Here is a 16,449-nt window from a genome sequence, read left to right as displayed (position 1 = left end):
CTCATTTTGCGCTTATTCAGCCTTTATGTGTAGAGGTCGGGTCAGTTGTCATGTATGTGCTGTATGCACCTGTCAGGTGCGTCCCCTGGCCTCCTTGAAACGCGCGAGGCCCTCGCCCAGGTCGACGACCGGGGCCGGGTAGCCGGCGGCCGCGTCCCGGTCCGCGCCGCGCAGCCTCCAGGGCTCGTGCACCGCGGCGCCCTCGACGCCCTCCAGCTCCGGCACCCAGCGCCGCACGTACGCCCCGTCGGGGTCGTGGCGGCGGGCCTGGGCGAGCGGGTTGAGGACGCGGTTGGGCCGGGTGTCCGTGCCCGTGCCCGCCACCCACTGCCAGTTCAGCTGATTGTTGGCGATGTCCCCGTCGACCAGCAGCTCCAGGAAGTGCCGGGCCCCCACCCGCCAGTCGACGTACAGGGTCTTCGCCAGGAAGCTCGCCGTCAGCAGCCGGGCGCGGTTGTGCATCCAGCCCTCGTGCCGCAGCTGGCGCATGGCCGCGTCGACCACCGGATAGCCGGTCCGGCCCGCCCGCCACGCCTCGACGTCCGCGCGGGCCGCCCGCTCCGAACGCCAGCGGTCGTGCCGCGTGCGGTAGTCACCGGTGGCCGCGGCGGGCCGCGCCGCGAGCACCTGGCGGTGGAAGTCGCGCCAGGCCAGCTGCCGTACGAACGCCTCCGCGCCCGGGCCGCCCGCCCGGCGCGCCCGGTGCACGACCTCGGTGGGGGACAGCGTGCCGAAGTGCAGATGCGGCGAGAGCCGGGAGGTCGCGTCGCCCGGCAGATCGTCGTGCCGGTCCTCGTACCGGTCGACGTCCGAGCGGAGCCAGGCGGTGAGCCGCTTCCTGCCCTCCTTCTCCCCGCCGGCGGCCAGCCCCGGGGAGACACCTCGCACGCCGTCCCGGGACGGCGGCCGCTCGGACCCGACGCCCTCCGGGACCCGCACCGAGCGCGGCGCCGCGAGCGGTTTGCGCGGGCTCTGCCCCGACCAGTGGCGGAAGTACGGCGTGAACACGGCGAAGTGGTCCGAGGAGGCGGGGGTCAGCGTGCCGGGAGCCACCACGGTGGTCACCGTGTCGTGGACGTGCAGCCGCACGCCGTCCGCCTCCAGGGCGCGCCGCAGCCGCCGCTCCCGCCGCTGGGCGTAGGCGCTCACGTCGGCGGCCATGTGCACCTCGGTGGCCCCGGCCTCCGCGGCCACCGCACACACCTCCTCGACGACGTCCCCGGTGCGCACCACCAGCCGTCCGCCGCGCTCGCGCAGCCCCGCGTCCAGGTCCCGCAGGCAGTCGGCGAGGAACGCCAGCCGGTTGGGCACCGCGAAGCCCGCGCCGGTCACCGCGTCGTCCCGCACGAACAACGGGACCACCTCGCGGGCGCCGTCCAGGGCGGCCCGCAGCGGCGGATGGTCGTGCAGGCGCAGATCGGCGGTGAACAGGACGACCGAGACGTGCATGGCGCGGCTTTCGGGAGAGGGAACGGGGCACGGGCCGGGGCCGGCGGTGTCTTCGGAGGGGCGTCAGGGCAGCGGCGCCGGGGGCCGCCGGGCGGCCGCCCGGGCGATGTTGCGGGCCATTCCGCCGAACACGACGGAGTGGAACGGGGAGATGCCCCGCCAGTAGGCGTGCCCCAGCAGCCCGTGCGGGTGGAACAGGGCCCGCTGGCGGTACCGGCTGCGGCCCTCGCCGTCGGGCTCGGCGCACATCTCCAGCCAGGCCAGCCCGGGCAGCCGCATCTCGGCCCGCAGCCGCAGCAGGCGTCCCGGCTCGATCTCCTCCACCCGCCAGAAGTCCAGGGAGTCGCCGACCCGCAGGTGCTGCGCGTCCCGGCGGCCCCGGCGCAGTCCGACCCCGCCGACCAGCCGGTCGGCCAGACCGCGCAGGCTCCACGCGAGCGGGAAGGAGTACCAGCCGTTGTCACCCCCCACGCTCTCGATCACCCGCCACAGCTCGGGCGCCGGCGCGGCCACCTCCGCCTGCCGCTGGTCGGTGTACAGGCTGCCGCCCGCCCAGTCGGGATCGGTGGGCAGCGGATCGCTGGGCGCGCCGGGCACGGCCGCCGACGACCAGCGGGTCGTCACCCTGGCGTCCCGCACCCTGCGCAGGGCGAGTCGCACCGCCTGCTCGAAGCGGAGCGGATGCCCGGGAGGGTCCGGCACGTACCGCGTGATGTCGTGCTCGTGGCACACGACCTCGTGGCGCAGCGACTCGGTCAGCGGCCGGGCGATGGACGCGGGGACGGGCGTCACCAGTCCCACCCACAGGCTCGACAGGCGCGGGGTGAGGACCGGCACGGGCAGGATCGCCCGGCGCGGCAGGCCCGCCACCCGGGCGTAGCCGGCCATCATGTCGCGGTACGTCAGGATGTCCGGGCCGCCGATGTCGAAGGTGCGGTTCACCGCGGACGGCAGGTCCGCGCATCCGACGAGGAGCCGCAGCACGTCCCGTACGGCGACGGGCTGGATCCGGGTGCGCACCCAGCTCGGGGTGATCATCACGGGCAGCCGCTCGGTGAGGTAGCGGAGCATCTCGAAGGAGGCCGAGCCGGAACCGAGGATGACGGCGGCGCGCAGCACCGCGGTCGGCACGCCCGAGGACAGCAGGATCCGCCCCACCTCCGCCCGCGACCGCAGGTGCGGGGAGAGTTCCGGCTCGGGCACACCGGCCGGCGTGAGACCGCCGAGGTACACGATGCGGCGCACTCCGGCCGCCTTCGCCCGCTCCCCGAAGATCCGCGCCGCGCGGCGGTCGGTCTCCTCGAAGTCCCTGCCGGTGCCCAGGGCGTGCACCAGGTAGTAGGCCACGTCGACGTCCCGCATGGCCTCCGCGACCGACTCGGGGTCCGTGACGTCACCCCGGACCACCTCCGCCTCGGCCGCCCAGGGGTGGTCGCGCAGCTTGCCGGGGGAGCGGGCCAGGCAGCGCACCCGGTGCCCGGCGTCCAGCAGTTCGGGCACGAGCCGGCCGCCGATGTAGCCGGTCGCACCCGTCACCAGGCAGCGCAGCCGCTCGGTCGACTCCTCGTGATCCATCGCTTCCGGGCCCTCCGCGTCGGTCGTCGCTCCTCGAGCATCACTTCCCCCCGGGTACCCGGCGCGGATGCGCGTCCCTCGACGGAGTGAACGTGCGCACCCGCCTTCCCGCGGTCCATCGGCAGAGGCGGCACGGGGTGACATGTCCGCAGTCATCGGGGGCAGCCGGAGAAGTACAGGATGTACGTGACGTGCACCCGCAGACGCTGGAGGTGACCGGCCGTCATGGACGCAAAGGTGTTGGAGAGGTTCCCCGCCGGGGCGCCGCGCGGCTCGTGGCCGGCGGAGGAGTACGCGGCGGCGTGCCGGGCCGAGGGGCGGCCCGCGACCGTGGTGATGGACCTGAAGTCCGACGCCTTCCTCGTCGTACTGGAAGGGCAGGACGGCGACGCCCGCTGCTGAGCCGTGTTCCCGTGCTCGGCCGACGGCGCCGGGACGGGGCGGGCGATGGTCACCGAGGGGCGGTTCCCGGCCCGCCGTGCCCGTCGTCGGGACCCCGTGAAATTCGGTGGTCCGCGATGCGAGACCGGTCCGGTTCTCCTTGACGGCCCTCGACGGCTGCTGCCACGATCAACGGCATGACGATGCGACTGGACCTCACGCGGCGACGCCATGTCGACCTCGCGCGCGTCTCCAGCGCCTCCTGTCGCCCCGCGGCCTGAGCGCCCGCGCTTCCACCACCTTTCTGGTTCTCCGGGGTCACCGCGCACGTCCGGTCTCCCCGCCTCCCGCCGCACTTTCCCGCTCGGAATCCGGCGTGCCAGAAAACCCTTCGCACCCTTCTCGCAGCAGGAGTTGCGCCTGAAGGCCGTCGCCCCGCCGCCGTCCGTCCCGGCGGCGCCTGCCGGTTCCCGTACGCGAGGGGGAGGCGGCGGGGCCGAGGCCGACGCCGTCGGAGCCCATGCCCGACTGTGGGCGAGCTCCCGCACCCACCGGCACCGCACCCGACGTCCCCGGTCGCCCGCCCCCGTGCGACCGGCTGGCGCACCCCAGAAACGAGGCACGCATGGCCATCGTCCTGTCCGTCTCCGGCAGTCCCTCCGCCGCTTCGCGCACCAACCGGCTGCTACGCCACCTGGACCAGCGGCTGAGCGCCCAGGGCCATGAGGTGCTCCCGCTCGACGTCCGCACCGTCCCGGCCGAGGCCCTGCTCGGCGCGGACTTCCGGCACCCGGCCGTCGTCCGGGCCACCGAGCTGTTCGCCCGCGCGGACGGCGTGCTCATCGGCACGCCCATCTACAAGGCGTCGTACTCCGGCGTGCTCAAGGCGCTCCTGGACCTGCTCCCGCAGTACGCGCTCAGCGGGAAGACCGTCCTGCCCCTGGCGACCGGCGGCTCCACCGCGCACGTCCTCGCCATCGACTACGCGCTCCGCCCGGTCCTGAACTCCATGGGGGCCGCCCACATCGTCCAGGGCTGGTTCACCCTCGACAAGGACATCACCGTCGGCGAGGACGGCTCGCTGACCCTCGCGCCCGCCACCGCCGAGGCGCTGGGTCAGGTCGTGGACCAGTTCTCGGCCGCCCTGCACCGCACCCCCGCGCTCGCGGCGGCGAGCTGACCGCGCGCGTCATCGCCGACGACGCGGAGGCATCCGCGGTCGCGGCCGTCCCGGCGCCGGAGTTTTGGACCGGGGCGGCCGCCGGGTCGCCGAACGGCTGCTGCCCAGGGCCGAGTCGGGCCGGCCGTCCGCCGCCGGTCCGCCCGCCGTGACCGTGCCCGCCGAACCCGGTGAACCGGGCGAACGGTCCCGGCGGAGCATCGGCCCCGGGGGTTCTCAGTCGTCCGCCCCGCCCCCGGTCAGCGCGCGCAGGTGTGCCGCCCTCGACTCGGCCGTCTGGCCCTGGACCAGGAGGAACAGCGCCTCGCGGGCGAGGCGCTGGGCGCGGCTCGTCAGGGCCATCGCGCGGCCGCCGCCCGCCACCACGGCCGCGGTGGTGGCCGTGCCCAGCACGTCGTGGGCCTCGGCGCGCACCGCCAGGCGTTCCCCGGTCCGCTCGTGCGCCGGCGGAAGGTCGGCCAGGGCGTACGCGCGCCGGCGCACGTCGGCCAGGCGGGTGCGCAGCGGCGCCGCCGTGTCCCCGGGCAGCAGGGAGAGCGCGGCCTCGGCGACACCGAACACCGCCGGGTTGGCGTTCAGCGTCCTGGCGCGGTCCCCGGGCGCCCAGCGCTCGTACGGCGTCCGCAGGACCACCGCCTCCTCGGGCAGCCAGAGGCCGGTCAGCTCCAGGGACACCGTGCGCGAGGCGGTGAGGGCCGCCAGGCGCATCGGCGGTGAGGCACGCAGGCCGGGCTGCTCCCGCGCGTCGGCGAAGGCGAACAGCACCTCGTCGTCCTCGGTCACCCCGGCGAGCAGCATCACGTCGTTCAGCCCCCACCCGGTGTACCAGGGCACGGTCCCGTCGAAGCGCCGGCCGCCGTCCTGCCGGCGCACCCGCACCGGGACGCGCGGATACGACCGCAGATGCGCGTACGCCACCCCGGACAGCAGTTCCCCGCGCGAGAGCGGACCCAGCAGCCGGTCCCGCACCGGGCCCGCGCCGCTCTGCGCGAGGGTCTGCACGGGCGTGTGGTGCTGGGTCTGCACGAACCACGTCGAGCAGCACGCCCCCGCCATGATCTCCGCGGTCTCCCGCAGCACGGCCGGCGGCGCACCCGCCCCGCCGTACTCGACCGGTGCCACCACCCCGAGCAGCCCCGACCGCTTCACGGCCGCGATGTGGCTCACGGGCACGCCCTCCTGGTCGACCCGCTCGGCCTCGGGCAGCAGCAGGTCCGTGGCGAGCCCCCGGGCGCGGACGACGAGCGGATGCGCGCTGATGGTCATGGAGGGATTCTCGCCAAGAGCGCGGCCGGGCACCTCCGGCGGACCTTTTTTCGCGGACGTACGGGGCGCGGTGTCGATCCGTCGCCCCGCCGTTCGTGTAGGAGGTGACAGACAGCCCGACCCGGGCACGACGCCATGGAGGACGTCATGAAGCACTACCTGCTCAGCGTGGTCCAGCCCGCCGACGGAACCCCGCCCGCCGCCGAGGCCCTCGCCGAGATCATGCGCAACGTCGAGGCCTTCAACGACGAGCTGCGCGCCGCCGGTGCGTGGGTCTTCGCGGGTGGCCTGCACGGCCCGGAGACCGCCACCATGCTGCGCCCCGAGGACGGCGAGGTGCTGATCACCGACGGCCCCTACGCCGAGGGGAAGGAGTACCTCGGCGGGCTGTGCCTGATCCGGGCCGCCGACCTGGACGAGGCCCTGGACTGGGGGCGCAGGGCCGCGCTGGCGACGACCCTGCCCATCGAGGTACGGCCCTTCGTGGACCAGCACTAGACGCGTTCCCCCGGCTCACCTCGCGGCCCGGACGTCGCGGCCGCGAGGTGCACCGCCGTCGGCGCGGGGCGGCGGTGCCGTGCCGCCACCTCCCAGGACGCCAGGAGCAGCAGCGTGCCGCTCTCGGCCAGGATGCCGAGCAGGGCCTGGGGGGCGGGCTGCAGTCCGTGTTCGGTGAATCCGAAGACGCCCACGGTGTGCGAGGCGGCGAAGCCGCCCAGGGCACCGAGCGCCGTACCGGCCGCCGCGAGCCTGAGCAGCGGCGGCATGCCGAACAGCAGCAGCGCGGCGACGGCGAAGGAGCCGCTGGCCTGCAGCAGGAACAGGGGGCCGACGACGGGGATGGACCGGTAGTCGCCCACGTAGAGCTGGGCATGGATGTATCCGCTGCCCGCGACCAGGGCCGCGATCGCCAGGCGTACGGCCCGGCCGCCGAGTCTCCCGGGGCTCATGTCAGCCTCTCGTCCTTGACCGCCAGCTCCCGGTCTCCCCGCCGGTAGCCCACGGTCCGGATGCCGAGCGCGTCCTTCAGCTGCCGGGCGGGCACCACCTGCGGGGTGGGTGCGGGTGCCCGGCCCGGCTTCGGCAGCGGGTAGGCGGTGGTGGTGGCGGAGTGGAAGGTGATGTTGCCCTCCGTCTTGGTGAAGAGCTGGTGGACGTGCCCGTTGAGGCAGGTGACCGAGGAGAAGCGGCGCAGCAGCGCGATCACCTTCAGCGCGTCGTCCGTGCTCCAGCCCCACTTCGGGTACATGGCGAACAGCGGGATGTGGCTGAAGACCACGATCGGGGTGTCCGACGGCAGGCCCGCGAGGTCCCTGCGGACGAAGTCGATCTGCTCGTTGCCGAGGTGGCCGAGCTTCTCCAGGCTCAGGGTGTTGACCAGGGCGACGAAGTGCACCCCGTGGGTGTCGAAGCTGTACCAGCCGTCGCCGAGCGTGCCCCGGCCGAAGATCTGGCGGTAGGCGCGGCCCGCGTCGCCGATGGAGTCGTGCTCGCCCGGAACGGTGAAGACGCGGTCCGTCCGCAGCCCGGTCATCATCTGTCTGACCTGGTCGAACTGCCCCGCCGTGGAGAGGTGGGTCAGGTCGCCGCTGTGCATGACGAAGTCGGGTGTGAAGCCCAGCCCGTTGACCTGGTTGATCGCCTCCGTGAAGGAGCCGACCACGTCCGTGTTCGCCGGGCCCTGGAAGCCGATGTGGCTGTCGGAGACCTGGACGAACCGGAGGTTGCCGCTCGGTGCCGCGGCGGCCTCTGCGGTGCCGTCCCTGGCGTCCGCCACGTGGCTGACCACCTCTCCGGCGGCCACGGTGAGGACGACGGCGCCGCCGAACCACCCGGCGTGCCTCAGGAGCTGACGGCGGGTCATTCCGTACGGGTCCGAGGGCGGCTCGGCGTCGCCGGCCGGCACCGGGTCCCGCGGGTCGTCGCGGCCGGTCATGAGGTCACCTCCACGGTGCCGGTCATGAACGGATGGATGGTGCAGACGTAGGCGTAGCTGCCGGGCCTGGTGAACGTGTGGCTGTAGGTGGCCTGCGGGGCGAGGGCGGACGAGTGCAGTGGGCCGCCCGAGCCGTTGCTGGTGACGGTGTGGGCGTCCGTGTCCTGGTTGGTCCAGGTCACCGTGGTGCCCGCCTTCACCTTCAGCGTGGCCGGGGAGAACGCGAAGTTCCTTATGGTCACGGCGTGTCCGGAAACGGGCTTGGCCGCGGTGGCCGTGCTCGGCGTGCCCATCGGCATGGTCATGCTGGGCATCCCCGAGGCGCCGGGCGTCCCGGCCAGCCGGTTCTGGCCCGGGCCGGGCGTCAGGGCTCCGGCGTGCGTGGCGTGGGGCGACTGGCCGCACGCGCTCAGCAGCCCTAGAGCACCTACGGCGGCGACGGCGAGCCCGGCCGCACAGCGCGATCGGCGGCCCGCCGGGCGGAATTTGATGTGCATGGGTGTTCATCCCTCACTGATCGGGTAACAACGCTTATGTCAGCTATGTCTGTCTTCACGGATCGCGGCGCCGCACGGTTCGGTGGCCGCGCGTCACGTGCCGGATTCCCGGCGGTCACCGGGCGCGGCACGACAAATCGGCACGGATGCGTGATGATCGCCTTATGCCATGGAGTGTCCGAAAGCGTGGCGAAACGGCCGAGCCGAATCGCTCCGGGCGCCGTGTCTCTGGTGACGGGACGATTTCGACCGCGGACGAGGAACTGCTCCGGGCCCTGTACGCCGAGCACGCGGGTCCCCTGTTCCACTACGTGCTGCGACTGACCTCAGGAGACCGGCAGTGGGCCGAGGATGTCGTGCAGGAGACGCTGCTGCGGGCGTGGCAGCACCCGGCCGCGTTCGAACCCGAACGGGGTCCGGCGCGGGCCTGGCTGTGCACGGTCGCCCGGCGCCTGGTGATCGACGCCCACCGGGCGCGGCGGGCCAGGCCCGCGGAGGTGGGCGGGGACGCCCTGGATCGGGCCGCGGAACAGGCGCCGGGGGAGGACGGCATCGAGGCCGCGCTGCAGAGCTGGGCGGTGGCCGACGCCGTCCGGACGCTGTCCCCGGACCACCGTGCCGTCCTGCTGGAGACGTACTACCGGGGCCGGACCATGGCGGAGGCCGCGAAGGTGCTCGGCATCCCGCTGGGCACCGTCAAGTCGCGGACGTACTACGCCCTGCACGCGCTCCGGCTCGCACTGCGGGAACGGGGCATCGAGCCATGACCACGGCAGGGAGGAGGTGCCGGCCATGAATCCGGACCACGACGCCCTCCGGCTGGCGCTCGGCGGGTACGTCCTCGGCACGCTGCCCCCGGCGGAGACGGGGCGGGTGCGGGCGCACCTCGCGGAGTGCGACGACTGCCGGGCGGAACACGCCGAGCTGGCCGGGCTGCCCGCGCTGCTCGCCACCGTCAGCGCGGCGGACGTCGCGCGCACCGCACCCGCCGCCGGCGAGGACCCGGCCGACCGGCTGGTGCGGCGGGCGGCCGACAGCGTCGCGGGCCCACCGCAGGCGCCGCCCGCCCCGCCCGAGGCGCCCCCGGTCCCCGAGCCGGGGCTGCTGGACCGGATGCTCCGGCAGGCCGCCGCCCGGCGCCGCAGGACCTGGCGGCGGCAGCTCGCCGGGGCGGCCGCGTCGCTGGCCCTGGTCGCCGCCGCGGCGGCCGGCGGCACATGGCTGGCCACCGGTGGGGCCGTGGTGGGCCAGGCGGCCCGGCCGGGCACGGCCACCTCCGCTCCGGTGCGCACCTTCTCCGGCAGCGATCCCGCCACCGGCGTCACCGCCTCGGTGCGGGTCTCGCCCTCCTCGTGGGGCAGCGTCGTGGAGGTCTCAGCCCGGGGGGCGCACGCGGGCATCACCTGCCGGCTGCAGGCGGTCGGGCCCGGCGGGGCGCGGGAGGTCGCCGCCACCTGGCGGGCGGGCGCGTACCCCGCCGGCACCGCCGTCCCCGGGGCGGTCCCCCTGTCCCCGGGGGCCATCCAGCACTTCGAGATCGTCGCGGGCAACGGCCAGAAGCTGGTCACGATCCGGGCGTGAGGCGATCGCGGGTCACTGGCTCACCCGGGGAAAAAGAACCATTCCAGGAAGTGGAACAAAAGGGGCGAATGGCTCGAACCATATGCACGCGTCAGCCGTAGAACTGAATGAGTGCTCACATGCAGGTTCCTACTCAGAAGAGCCAGATGACCATGTATGTCACCGATTCCGCCCGTTCCGGTTCACCCCCTTCACGGTCGACCGGCCACCACCAGGCGATGCTCACCCTGCCCGCCCACGAGGAGCACGTCCCCGCCGCCCGCCATCTCGCGGCGGACCTGCTGAAGTGCTGGCGCGTGCCCGACGACGAGCGCGACTGCGCGGTCCTCATCGTCGACGAACTCGCCGCCAACGCCGCCCAGTACGGCCACGAGGACATGACGCTGATGCTGGTCCTCGACGACGGCACCCTGCACATCGTCGTCAGCGACTCGGGAACCGAGGTCGAGCGCGCCCACCGTGACGTCGCCCCGGACGAACACGGGCGCGGCACGGTCATCGTCGACTCCCTCGCCCAGTCGACCGAGGTCCACCAGACCCGCGGCGGACGAGAGGTCCGCGCCTGTCTGCGGTGCTCGGCATGACCCGACCCGTACGCTTGCTTCCACCGGCCACGGCGGCACCGCCACCGGCCACCGGGCCGCACGGCGCCCCACGTCCGCAGTGCGCCGGGACGCGGCGTGACCGAACAGAAGGGTGCGGGCGCCGATGCCGGAAACCGTCGATGTCGAGGCCGTCTTCCGCGCCGAGTACGGGCGCGCGGTCTCCGTCCTCGTCCGCTTCCTCGGGGACATCGACCTCGCCGAGGAGGCGGTGCAGGACGCCTTCGCCACCGCCCTCACCCGATGGCCCCGGACCGGTGTGCCGCCGAGCCCGGCCGGCTGGATCATCACCACGGCCCGCAACCGGGCGATCGACCGGCTGCGCCGGGAATCCTCCCGGGACGCCCGGCACGCCGAGGCCGCCCGTCTGTACGCGCCCGCCGCGCCGCCCGGCGAAGGGCCCGTGCACGACGACCGGCTCCGACTGATCTTCACCTGCTGCCACCCCGCGCTCGCCCTGCGGTCCCGGGTCGCCCTCACCCTCCGTCTGCTCGGCGGCCTGAGCACCGCACAGATCGCCCGCGCCTTCCTGGTGCCGGAACCCACGCTCGCCCAGCGCCTGGTGCGGGCCAAGGCCAAGATCCGCGACGCGGGCATCCCGTACCGCGTGCCCCGCGACGCCGACCTGCCGCAACGGCTCGGCGCGGTCCTCGCCGTCGTGTACCTGATCTTCAACGAGGGCTACACCGGTGACCCCGCCCTGTGCGCGGAGGCCGTCCGCCTCGGCCGGCTGCTCGCCGGGCTGCTGCCGGAGGAGCCCGAACCGGCGGGCCTGCTCGCGCTGATGCTGCTGGTCGAGTCCCGCCGGGCAGCCCGGCGGGACGCGGACGGCTCCCTCGTGCCGCTGCCCGAACAGGACCGCGCCCGGTGGGACCGGGCCCTGATCGCCGAGGGCCAGGACCTGGTGCGGCACTGCCTGCGCCTGGGCCGGCCGGGGCCGTACCAGATCCAGGCCGCGATCCAGGCCGTGCACAGTGACGCGCCCACTCCGGCCGCCACCGACTGGCCGCAGATCCTGCGGCTCTACGACCAGCTCATGATCGTGTCGCCGTCCCCCGTGGTCGGGCTGAACCGGGCGGTCGCCGTCGCCGAGGTCGCGGGACCGGCGCAGGCGCTCGACGTGGTCGACGCGCTCGACCTCGGCCGTTACCACGTGCTGCACGCCGTGCGCGCCGATCTCCTGCGCCGCCTCGGGCGGAGCGCCGAGGCGGCGCAGGAGTACGGCCGGGCCGCCGAGCTGGCCGCCAGCGAGAGCGAGCGGACCCATCTGGAGCGCCGCCGCCGGGAGACGGACCCGCGGGGCACGTGACCGTCGTCACCGCGGGCACCCGGAATGAACTTGAGAACATGAAAGGTTGGTGTTTACACCTGACCGTGATCCAGTACCGCGGGCCGCACCGGCCCGTGCACCCCTGCGAGGCACCGTGAACCCCTCCAGCCCCGAGCGGCCCGCCGACCTCGTGGCGCGGCTGCGCGCCACCTTCCGCACCGGCCGCACCAAGCCCGTCGAGTGGCGCACCGGACAGCTGCGCCGCCTGCGCGCACTGCTCACGGAACGCGGCACCGACCTGGCCGCCGCCCTCCGCGCCGACCTCGGCAAGAGCGGCACCGAGGCCCACCGCACCGAGATCGACTTCACGATCCGCGAGATCGACCACACCCTGGAGCACCTGGCGGACTGGCTCCGCCCGGAGCCCGCGCCCGTCCCGGCCCACCTCGGCACGGACGCGACCGCCTGGACGCAGTACGACCCGCTCGGCGTCGTCCTCGTCATCGCCCCCTGGAACTACCCGGCGCAACTGCTGCTCGCCCCGATGGTCGGCGCGCTGGCCTCAGGCAACGCGGTCGTCGCCAAGCCCAGCGAGCTGGCCCCCGCCACCTCGGCCGCACTCGCCGAACTGATCCCGGCGTACCTCGACACCGACGCGGTCGCCGTGGTGGAGGGCGGTGTCCCGGAGACCACGGCCCTGCTGGCCGAGCGCTTCGACCACGTCTTCTACACCGGCAACGGCACCGTCGGCCGCGTCGTGATGCGCGCCGCCGCCGAGCACCTCACCCCGGTCACCCTCGAACTGGGCGGCAAGTCCCCGGTGTTCGTGGACCGCGGCACGGACCTCGACGTGGTCGCCGACCGGCTCGCCCGCGGCAAGTTCCTCAACGCCGGCCAGACCTGCGTCGCCCCGGACTACGTCCTCACCGACCCTGAGACCGCCGCCGCCCTGGAGGCCGCGCTGGTCCGCACCGTGGAGGCGCTGTACGGCACCGACCCGGCCGCCTCGCCCGAGTACGGCCGGATCGTCAACGAGCGTCACTTCGACCGGCTGACCGCCCTGCTCGGCTCCGGCCGGGTCGCGGTCGGCGGCACCGGCGACCGTACGACCCGGTACCTGGCGCCCACCGTCCTCGCGGACGTCGACCCGAAGTCCCCCGTCATGCAGGAGGAGATCTTCGGCCCGATCCTGCCCATCGTCACCGTCGCCGGCCTGGACGAGGCGATCGGTTTCATCAACGACCGCGACAAGCCCCTCGCGCTGTACGTCTTCTCCGAGTCCGAGGACACCCGCGCCCGGATCGCCTCCGAGACCTCCTCCGGCGGCCTCGCACACGGTCTGCCGCTCGCCCACCTCACCGTCTCCGACCTGCCGTTCGGCGGCGTGGGGGAGAGCGGCATGGGCAGCTACCACGGCCGCTGGTCCATCGAGACGTTCAGCCACCGCAAGGCCGTCCTCGCCAAGCCGCTCGGCTGACGCTCGGGGCCTCCGCGGCCCCGGCGGCCGCACGCTCCCGGACCAGGACGCCGCCGGCGGCCTCCGCGGTCACCCCGGCGTCCTTCACGGCTGTGCGGGCCCGCCGGATGTCGAAGGCAGCCGACTGCTGTGCGGGCTTGCCGGGCGTCGAAGGGAGCCGACTGCTGTGCGGGCTTGCCGGGCGTCGAAGGGAGCCGGCTGCTGTGCGGGCTTGCGGATGTCGAAGGCACCTGGCTGCTGTGCGGGCTTGCCGGGCGTCGAAGGGAGCCGACTGCCGTGCGGGCCCGCCGGACCTCGAAGGCACCCGCGGGCTTGCCGGGCGTCGAAGGGAGCCGACTGCCGTGCGGGCCCGCCGGACCTCGAAGGCACCCACGACCGGTGTGCGAGACTCCGCCGATGACCACCGAAACGATCACCGCGGGCGCCTCCGGCAGCTTCACCCTCGGCGACCTGCCCGTCCACCGCATCGGCTTCGGGGCCATGCGGCTGACGGGCAGCGCCGCCTTCCACCTGGGCACACCCAGCGACCGGGCGCGCTCGATCGCCGTGCTGCGCCGGGCCGTGGAACTCGGCGTCGACCACGTCGACACGGCCGCCTTCTACTTCTCCGCCCTGCGCTCCGCCAACGAGCTCATCAACACGGCCCTCGCCCCGTACGCCGACGACCTGGTCATCGCCACCAAGGTCGGCCCCTTCCGCGACTGCTCCGGCGACTGGGCCACCTCGGCGCGGCCCGACCAGCTGCGCGGACACGTCGAGGAGAACCTGCGCCAGCTCGGCCGGGACCATCTCGACCTCGTCTATCTGCGCCGGATGCGGCAGGACTCCATCGCCGAGCACTTCGGTGCCCTCGCCGAACTGCGCGAGGCCGGGCTGATCCGGCACCTCGGCATCTCGGCCGTCGAGCCCCGGCACCTGGTGGAGGCGCTGCGGATCGCCCCCGTGGTGGCCGTGCAGAACCGGTTCGGCCTCGACGCCCCGGACCCCGAGGGGGCGGAACTGCTGCGGATGTGCGGTGAGCGGGGCATCGCCTTCGTGCCCTTCTACTCCGTCGCCGGGGAGGGCGCCGACCGCGGTGCCGCCGACCGGCCGCGGGCCGTCCGGGACGACGCGGTGGGCGCCGTGGCCCGCGCGCACGGCGTGAGCGCCGCGCAGGTGCGCATCGCCTGGACGCTGCACCAGGGCCCGCACGTCCTCGCCATCCCCGGCACCGGCGATCCCGGCCACCTGGAGGAGAACGTCGCGGCGGGCGCCCTCCGCCTCACGGACGAGGACCTGTCCACACTGAACGCTCCCGCCCGGAACGGAGAAGGCCGCACCCACTGAGCCCCACCCGCACCAGGGCAGGCCACACCGGACGAGGCCTGCCCTCGGCACCCGGACGGACCGGCCGGACCCCCGGGAAGCGGCCTCCGCCCCCCGGGCCCGGTCGGGGTGCGGCCGGAACCACTGAGGGCCGGCTTCGAGTTCCGGGCAGGGACGGTGCTCAGCCGGCATGGTCGGCCCCCGAGCTCCGGGCAGGGACCGGGACAGCCGGAACCGCCAAGGGGTCCCCTCCGCCCTCCCGGCCCCGCCCCACGCAGCCGCAACCGCCGACGGACGCCCCCCGCCGCCTCACAGCCAGAACCGCCAACGGACGCCCCCGTCCCCCGGCCCCGCCCCCACGCAGCCGGAACCCCCAACGGACGCCCCCGCCGCCCCGGCCCCGCCCCACGCCCCCGCAACCACCGGCGCGCTCCCCACCGTCCTCCCGGTCGGGTGTGCGTTCGTGGTGTGGGGCGGCGGTATGACTACCATCGTGTAGACGGTCCGAACGGAGACGAGGACGGGGTGATGAACGGTCCCATGACCGAAGCCAAGGACGAACGCCGGCCGGCCGGTGGACTCGAAGCCAGCGTCATGGCCGCGCTGTGGTCCGCGGGCGGGCCCCAGACGCCCGGCCAGGTGCAGCAGCGCCTCGGCGCGGAGCTCGCCCGTACGACCGTGACGACGATCCTCACCCGCCTGCACGACAAGGGGGTCGTCGAGCGGCAGCGCAGGGGCCGCGGCTTCGTGTACGTCCCGGTCCAGGAGGTCCCGGACGCCCACGGCCTCACCGCCCGCCGGATGCACACCGAGCTGGACCGGGACAGCGACCGGGAGATCGTCCTCGCCCGCTTCGTGGCCCAGCTCAGCCCGGACGACGAACGCGTCCTGCGCGACCTGCTCGAATCCGACGGCTGATGACCGCACTGCTCCTGCTGCCCCTGCTGCTGCCGTTCGCGCTGCCGCCGCTGGCCCGGCGGGCCCTGGACCGGCTGGCGCCGGTCGCCGCGCTCTGGGCCGTCACCGCCTGCGCGGTCGTCCTCGCCGGCTGCTCGCTCGCCGCGCTCGGCGCCTTCGTCCTGATCGGGCTGCTCAAGCTGCCCCTCTTCGCCGCGTTCGGCGAGCTGATCCACCCGCTGCGCACCGCCTCCGCCATGATCGTCTGGCCTGCCACCGCGACCTCCATCGGTGTCCTCGCCGTCTGCAGCTGGACCCTGGTCCGCTCGGTGCTGCACCAGACGCGCGCCTTCCGCGCCGCCCGCACACAGGCCGGCCGCGGGCCAGCGGCCGGCGACCTGTGCGTGGTGGACTCGCCCCGCCCCGACGCCTACGCGCTGCCCGGGCGCCCGCACCGCATCGTCGTCACCACGGCGATGCTGCGCAGCCTGGACGGCCCGGAGCGGGAAGCGCTGTTCGCGCACGAGCGGGCCCACAACGAGGGCGGCCACCACTACTTCCTCGCCGCCGCGGAGCTCGCCGCACACTGCCACCCCGCCCTGCGGCCCGTCCGCGAGACCATCCGCCTGGCCGCCGAGCGCGCCGCCGACGAGGCCGCCGCGACCTCGGTGGGAGACCGGCGCCTGACCGCCCGGGCCATCGCCCGCGCGGCCCTCGCCGGGCACGCGGCCCGGACCGAGCGCCCGGACTTCGCCGCCGCCGCGACGACGGGCCCCGTCCCGCAGCGCGTCCAGGCACTGCTCGCCGCCCCGCGGGCGCCCCGCGCCGGCCGCGCGGTCGCCGCGCTGCTCGTCGCCTGCACCGCCGTCTCCTGCGCCGCCTCGGTCACCGGGATGGCCGATTTCCACCACCGTGTGGAGGTCGCCCAGGGCGACGAGACGCCCTGACGGAGAGGCCCGCACCCCGCCGCCGCAACGCGCGTAGAACGGAACTGGCGCCCGCCGGGTTTTACGTATAACCTCACCGGCTAACC

Annotated in this window: 18 protein-coding genes; 12 read left to right on the top strand and 6 right to left on the bottom strand. The window is 74.5% G+C overall.

The features are described from left to right. Nucleotides 1–72: 72 nt before the first annotated feature. Entirely contained in the window at nt 73–1,449 is a 1,377-nt protein-coding gene (locus tag ACZ7FF_RS21035) for a cryptochrome/photolyase family protein (protein WP_470813757.1), read from the bottom strand. Between the two features lie 63 nt (nt 1,450–1,512). Then, nucleotides 1,513–3,024: an SDR family oxidoreductase gene (locus tag ACZ7FF_RS21030; protein ID WP_470813756.1), complete on the bottom strand. Its 1,512-nt coding sequence runs from the start codon at nt 3,022–3,024 to the stop codon at nt 1,513–1,515. A 225-nt stretch (nt 3,025–3,249) separates the two neighbouring features. Between ACZ7FF_RS21030 and ACZ7FF_RS21025 the strand changes: the two genes are divergently transcribed. The 3 genes from ACZ7FF_RS21025 to ssuE all read left to right on the top strand — a co-directional run bounded on the left by ACZ7FF_RS21025 (nt 3,250) and on the right by ssuE (nt 4,585). Continuing rightward, nucleotides 3,250–3,426 carry a hypothetical protein gene (locus ACZ7FF_RS21025; RefSeq protein WP_470813755.1) on the top strand — a complete coding sequence of 59 codons (177 nt, stop codon included), beginning with the start codon at nt 3,250–3,252 and terminating at the stop codon, nt 3,424–3,426. A gap of 176 nt (nt 3,427–3,602) precedes the next feature. Next, nucleotides 3,603–3,686: a putative leader peptide gene (locus ACZ7FF_RS21020; RefSeq protein ID WP_361374499.1), complete on the top strand. Its 84-nt coding sequence runs from the start codon at nt 3,603–3,605 to the stop codon at nt 3,684–3,686. A gap of 344 nt (nt 3,687–4,030) precedes the next feature. Then, complete coding sequence (gene ssuE, locus ACZ7FF_RS21015; RefSeq protein ID WP_470813754.1) at nt 4,031–4,585, top strand: NADPH-dependent FMN reductase; 555 nt, start codon at nt 4,031–4,033, stop codon at nt 4,583–4,585. Between the two features lie 216 nt (nt 4,586–4,801). Here the strand turns inward: ssuE and ACZ7FF_RS21010 are convergent, their stop codons facing one another. Beyond that, nucleotides 4,802–5,851 carry an acyl-CoA dehydrogenase family protein gene (locus ACZ7FF_RS21010; protein WP_470813753.1) on the bottom strand — a complete coding sequence of 350 codons (1,050 nt, stop codon included), beginning with the start codon at nt 5,849–5,851 and terminating at the stop codon, nt 4,802–4,804. 147 nt (nt 5,852–5,998) lie between these two features. Here ACZ7FF_RS21010 and ACZ7FF_RS21005 point away from each other — a divergent pair, with 147 nt between their 5' ends. Continuing rightward, nucleotides 5,999–6,349 carry a YciI family protein gene (locus tag ACZ7FF_RS21005; protein ID WP_470813752.1) on the top strand — a complete coding sequence of 117 codons (351 nt, stop codon included), beginning with the start codon at nt 5,999–6,001 and terminating at the stop codon, nt 6,347–6,349. Here the strand turns inward: ACZ7FF_RS21005 and ACZ7FF_RS21000 are convergent. From ACZ7FF_RS21000 to ACZ7FF_RS20990, 3 genes are read right to left on the bottom strand one after another with little or no spacing between them, the layout of a single operon-like run. After that, nucleotides 6,346–6,801, bottom strand: a complete 456-nt coding sequence (locus ACZ7FF_RS21000) for a hypothetical protein (RefSeq protein ID WP_470813751.1) — start codon at nt 6,799–6,801, stop codon at nt 6,346–6,348. The two genes, ACZ7FF_RS21005 and ACZ7FF_RS21000, sit on opposite strands and share 4 nt — an antisense overlap. Next, a complete protein-coding gene (locus tag ACZ7FF_RS20995; protein ID WP_470813750.1) occupies nt 6,798–7,787 on the bottom strand; it encodes a metallophosphoesterase family protein in 990 nt (329 codons plus the stop codon). Before ACZ7FF_RS20995 ends, ACZ7FF_RS21000 begins: the two co-directional genes overlap by 4 nt. Further along, the gene (locus tag ACZ7FF_RS20990; RefSeq protein ID WP_470813749.1) at nt 7,784–8,284 is read right to left on the bottom strand and encodes a cupredoxin domain-containing protein; all 501 of its coding nucleotides are present in this window, start codon (nt 8,282–8,284) and stop codon (nt 7,784–7,786) included. The genes ACZ7FF_RS20995 and ACZ7FF_RS20990 overlap by 4 nt, the downstream gene beginning before the upstream one ends. A 164-nt stretch (nt 8,285–8,448) precedes the next feature. Here ACZ7FF_RS20990 and ACZ7FF_RS20985 point away from each other — a divergent pair, with 164 nt between their 5' ends. The 8 genes from ACZ7FF_RS20985 to ACZ7FF_RS20950 all read left to right on the top strand — a co-directional run bounded on the left by ACZ7FF_RS20985 (nt 8,449) and on the right by ACZ7FF_RS20950 (nt 16,363). After that, nucleotides 8,449–9,051, top strand: a complete 603-nt coding sequence (locus tag ACZ7FF_RS20985; RefSeq protein WP_470813748.1) for a sigma-70 family RNA polymerase sigma factor — start codon at nt 8,449–8,451, stop codon at nt 9,049–9,051. A gap of 25 nt (nt 9,052–9,076) precedes the next feature. Further along, nucleotides 9,077–9,865: an anti-sigma factor family protein gene (locus ACZ7FF_RS20980; protein ID WP_470813747.1), complete on the top strand. Its 789-nt coding sequence runs from the start codon at nt 9,077–9,079 to the stop codon at nt 9,863–9,865. Nucleotides 9,866–10,011: 146 nt separating this feature from the next. Beyond that, nucleotides 10,012–10,449 carry an ATP-binding protein gene (locus tag ACZ7FF_RS20975; protein ID WP_470813746.1) on the top strand — a complete coding sequence of 146 codons (438 nt, stop codon included), beginning with the start codon at nt 10,012–10,014 and terminating at the stop codon, nt 10,447–10,449. Between the two features lie 124 nt (nt 10,450–10,573). Beyond that, on the top strand, nt 10,574–11,776 hold the full coding sequence (locus tag ACZ7FF_RS20970) for an RNA polymerase sigma factor (protein ID WP_470813745.1): 1,203 nt from the start codon (nt 10,574–10,576) through the stop codon (nt 11,774–11,776). A 49-nt stretch (nt 11,777–11,825) separates the two neighbouring features. Further along, complete coding sequence (locus ACZ7FF_RS20965) at nt 11,826–13,214, top strand: aldehyde dehydrogenase family protein (RefSeq protein WP_470813744.1); 1,389 nt, start codon at nt 11,826–11,828, stop codon at nt 13,212–13,214. Nucleotides 13,215–13,610: 396 nt separating this feature from the next. Further along, complete coding sequence (locus tag ACZ7FF_RS20960) at nt 13,611–14,540, top strand: aldo/keto reductase (RefSeq protein ID WP_470813743.1); 930 nt, start codon at nt 13,611–13,613, stop codon at nt 14,538–14,540. Nucleotides 14,541–15,059: 519 nt separating this feature from the next. Then, nucleotides 15,060–15,437 carry a BlaI/MecI/CopY family transcriptional regulator gene (locus ACZ7FF_RS20955; protein ID WP_470813742.1) on the top strand — a complete coding sequence of 126 codons (378 nt, stop codon included), beginning with the start codon at nt 15,060–15,062 and terminating at the stop codon, nt 15,435–15,437. After that, a complete protein-coding gene (locus ACZ7FF_RS20950; RefSeq protein ID WP_470813741.1) occupies nt 15,437–16,363 on the top strand; it encodes a M48 family metalloprotease in 927 nt (308 codons plus the stop codon). Before ACZ7FF_RS20955 ends, ACZ7FF_RS20950 begins: the two co-directional genes overlap by 1 nt. Nucleotides 16,364–16,449 lie beyond the last annotated feature (86 nt).

The sequence above is a fragment of the Streptomyces sp. NPDC037126 genome (assembly GCF_055605965.1).
The sequence above is the reverse complement of the archived record's forward strand: the minus strand, read 5'-3'. Positions and strand labels throughout refer to the sequence as shown.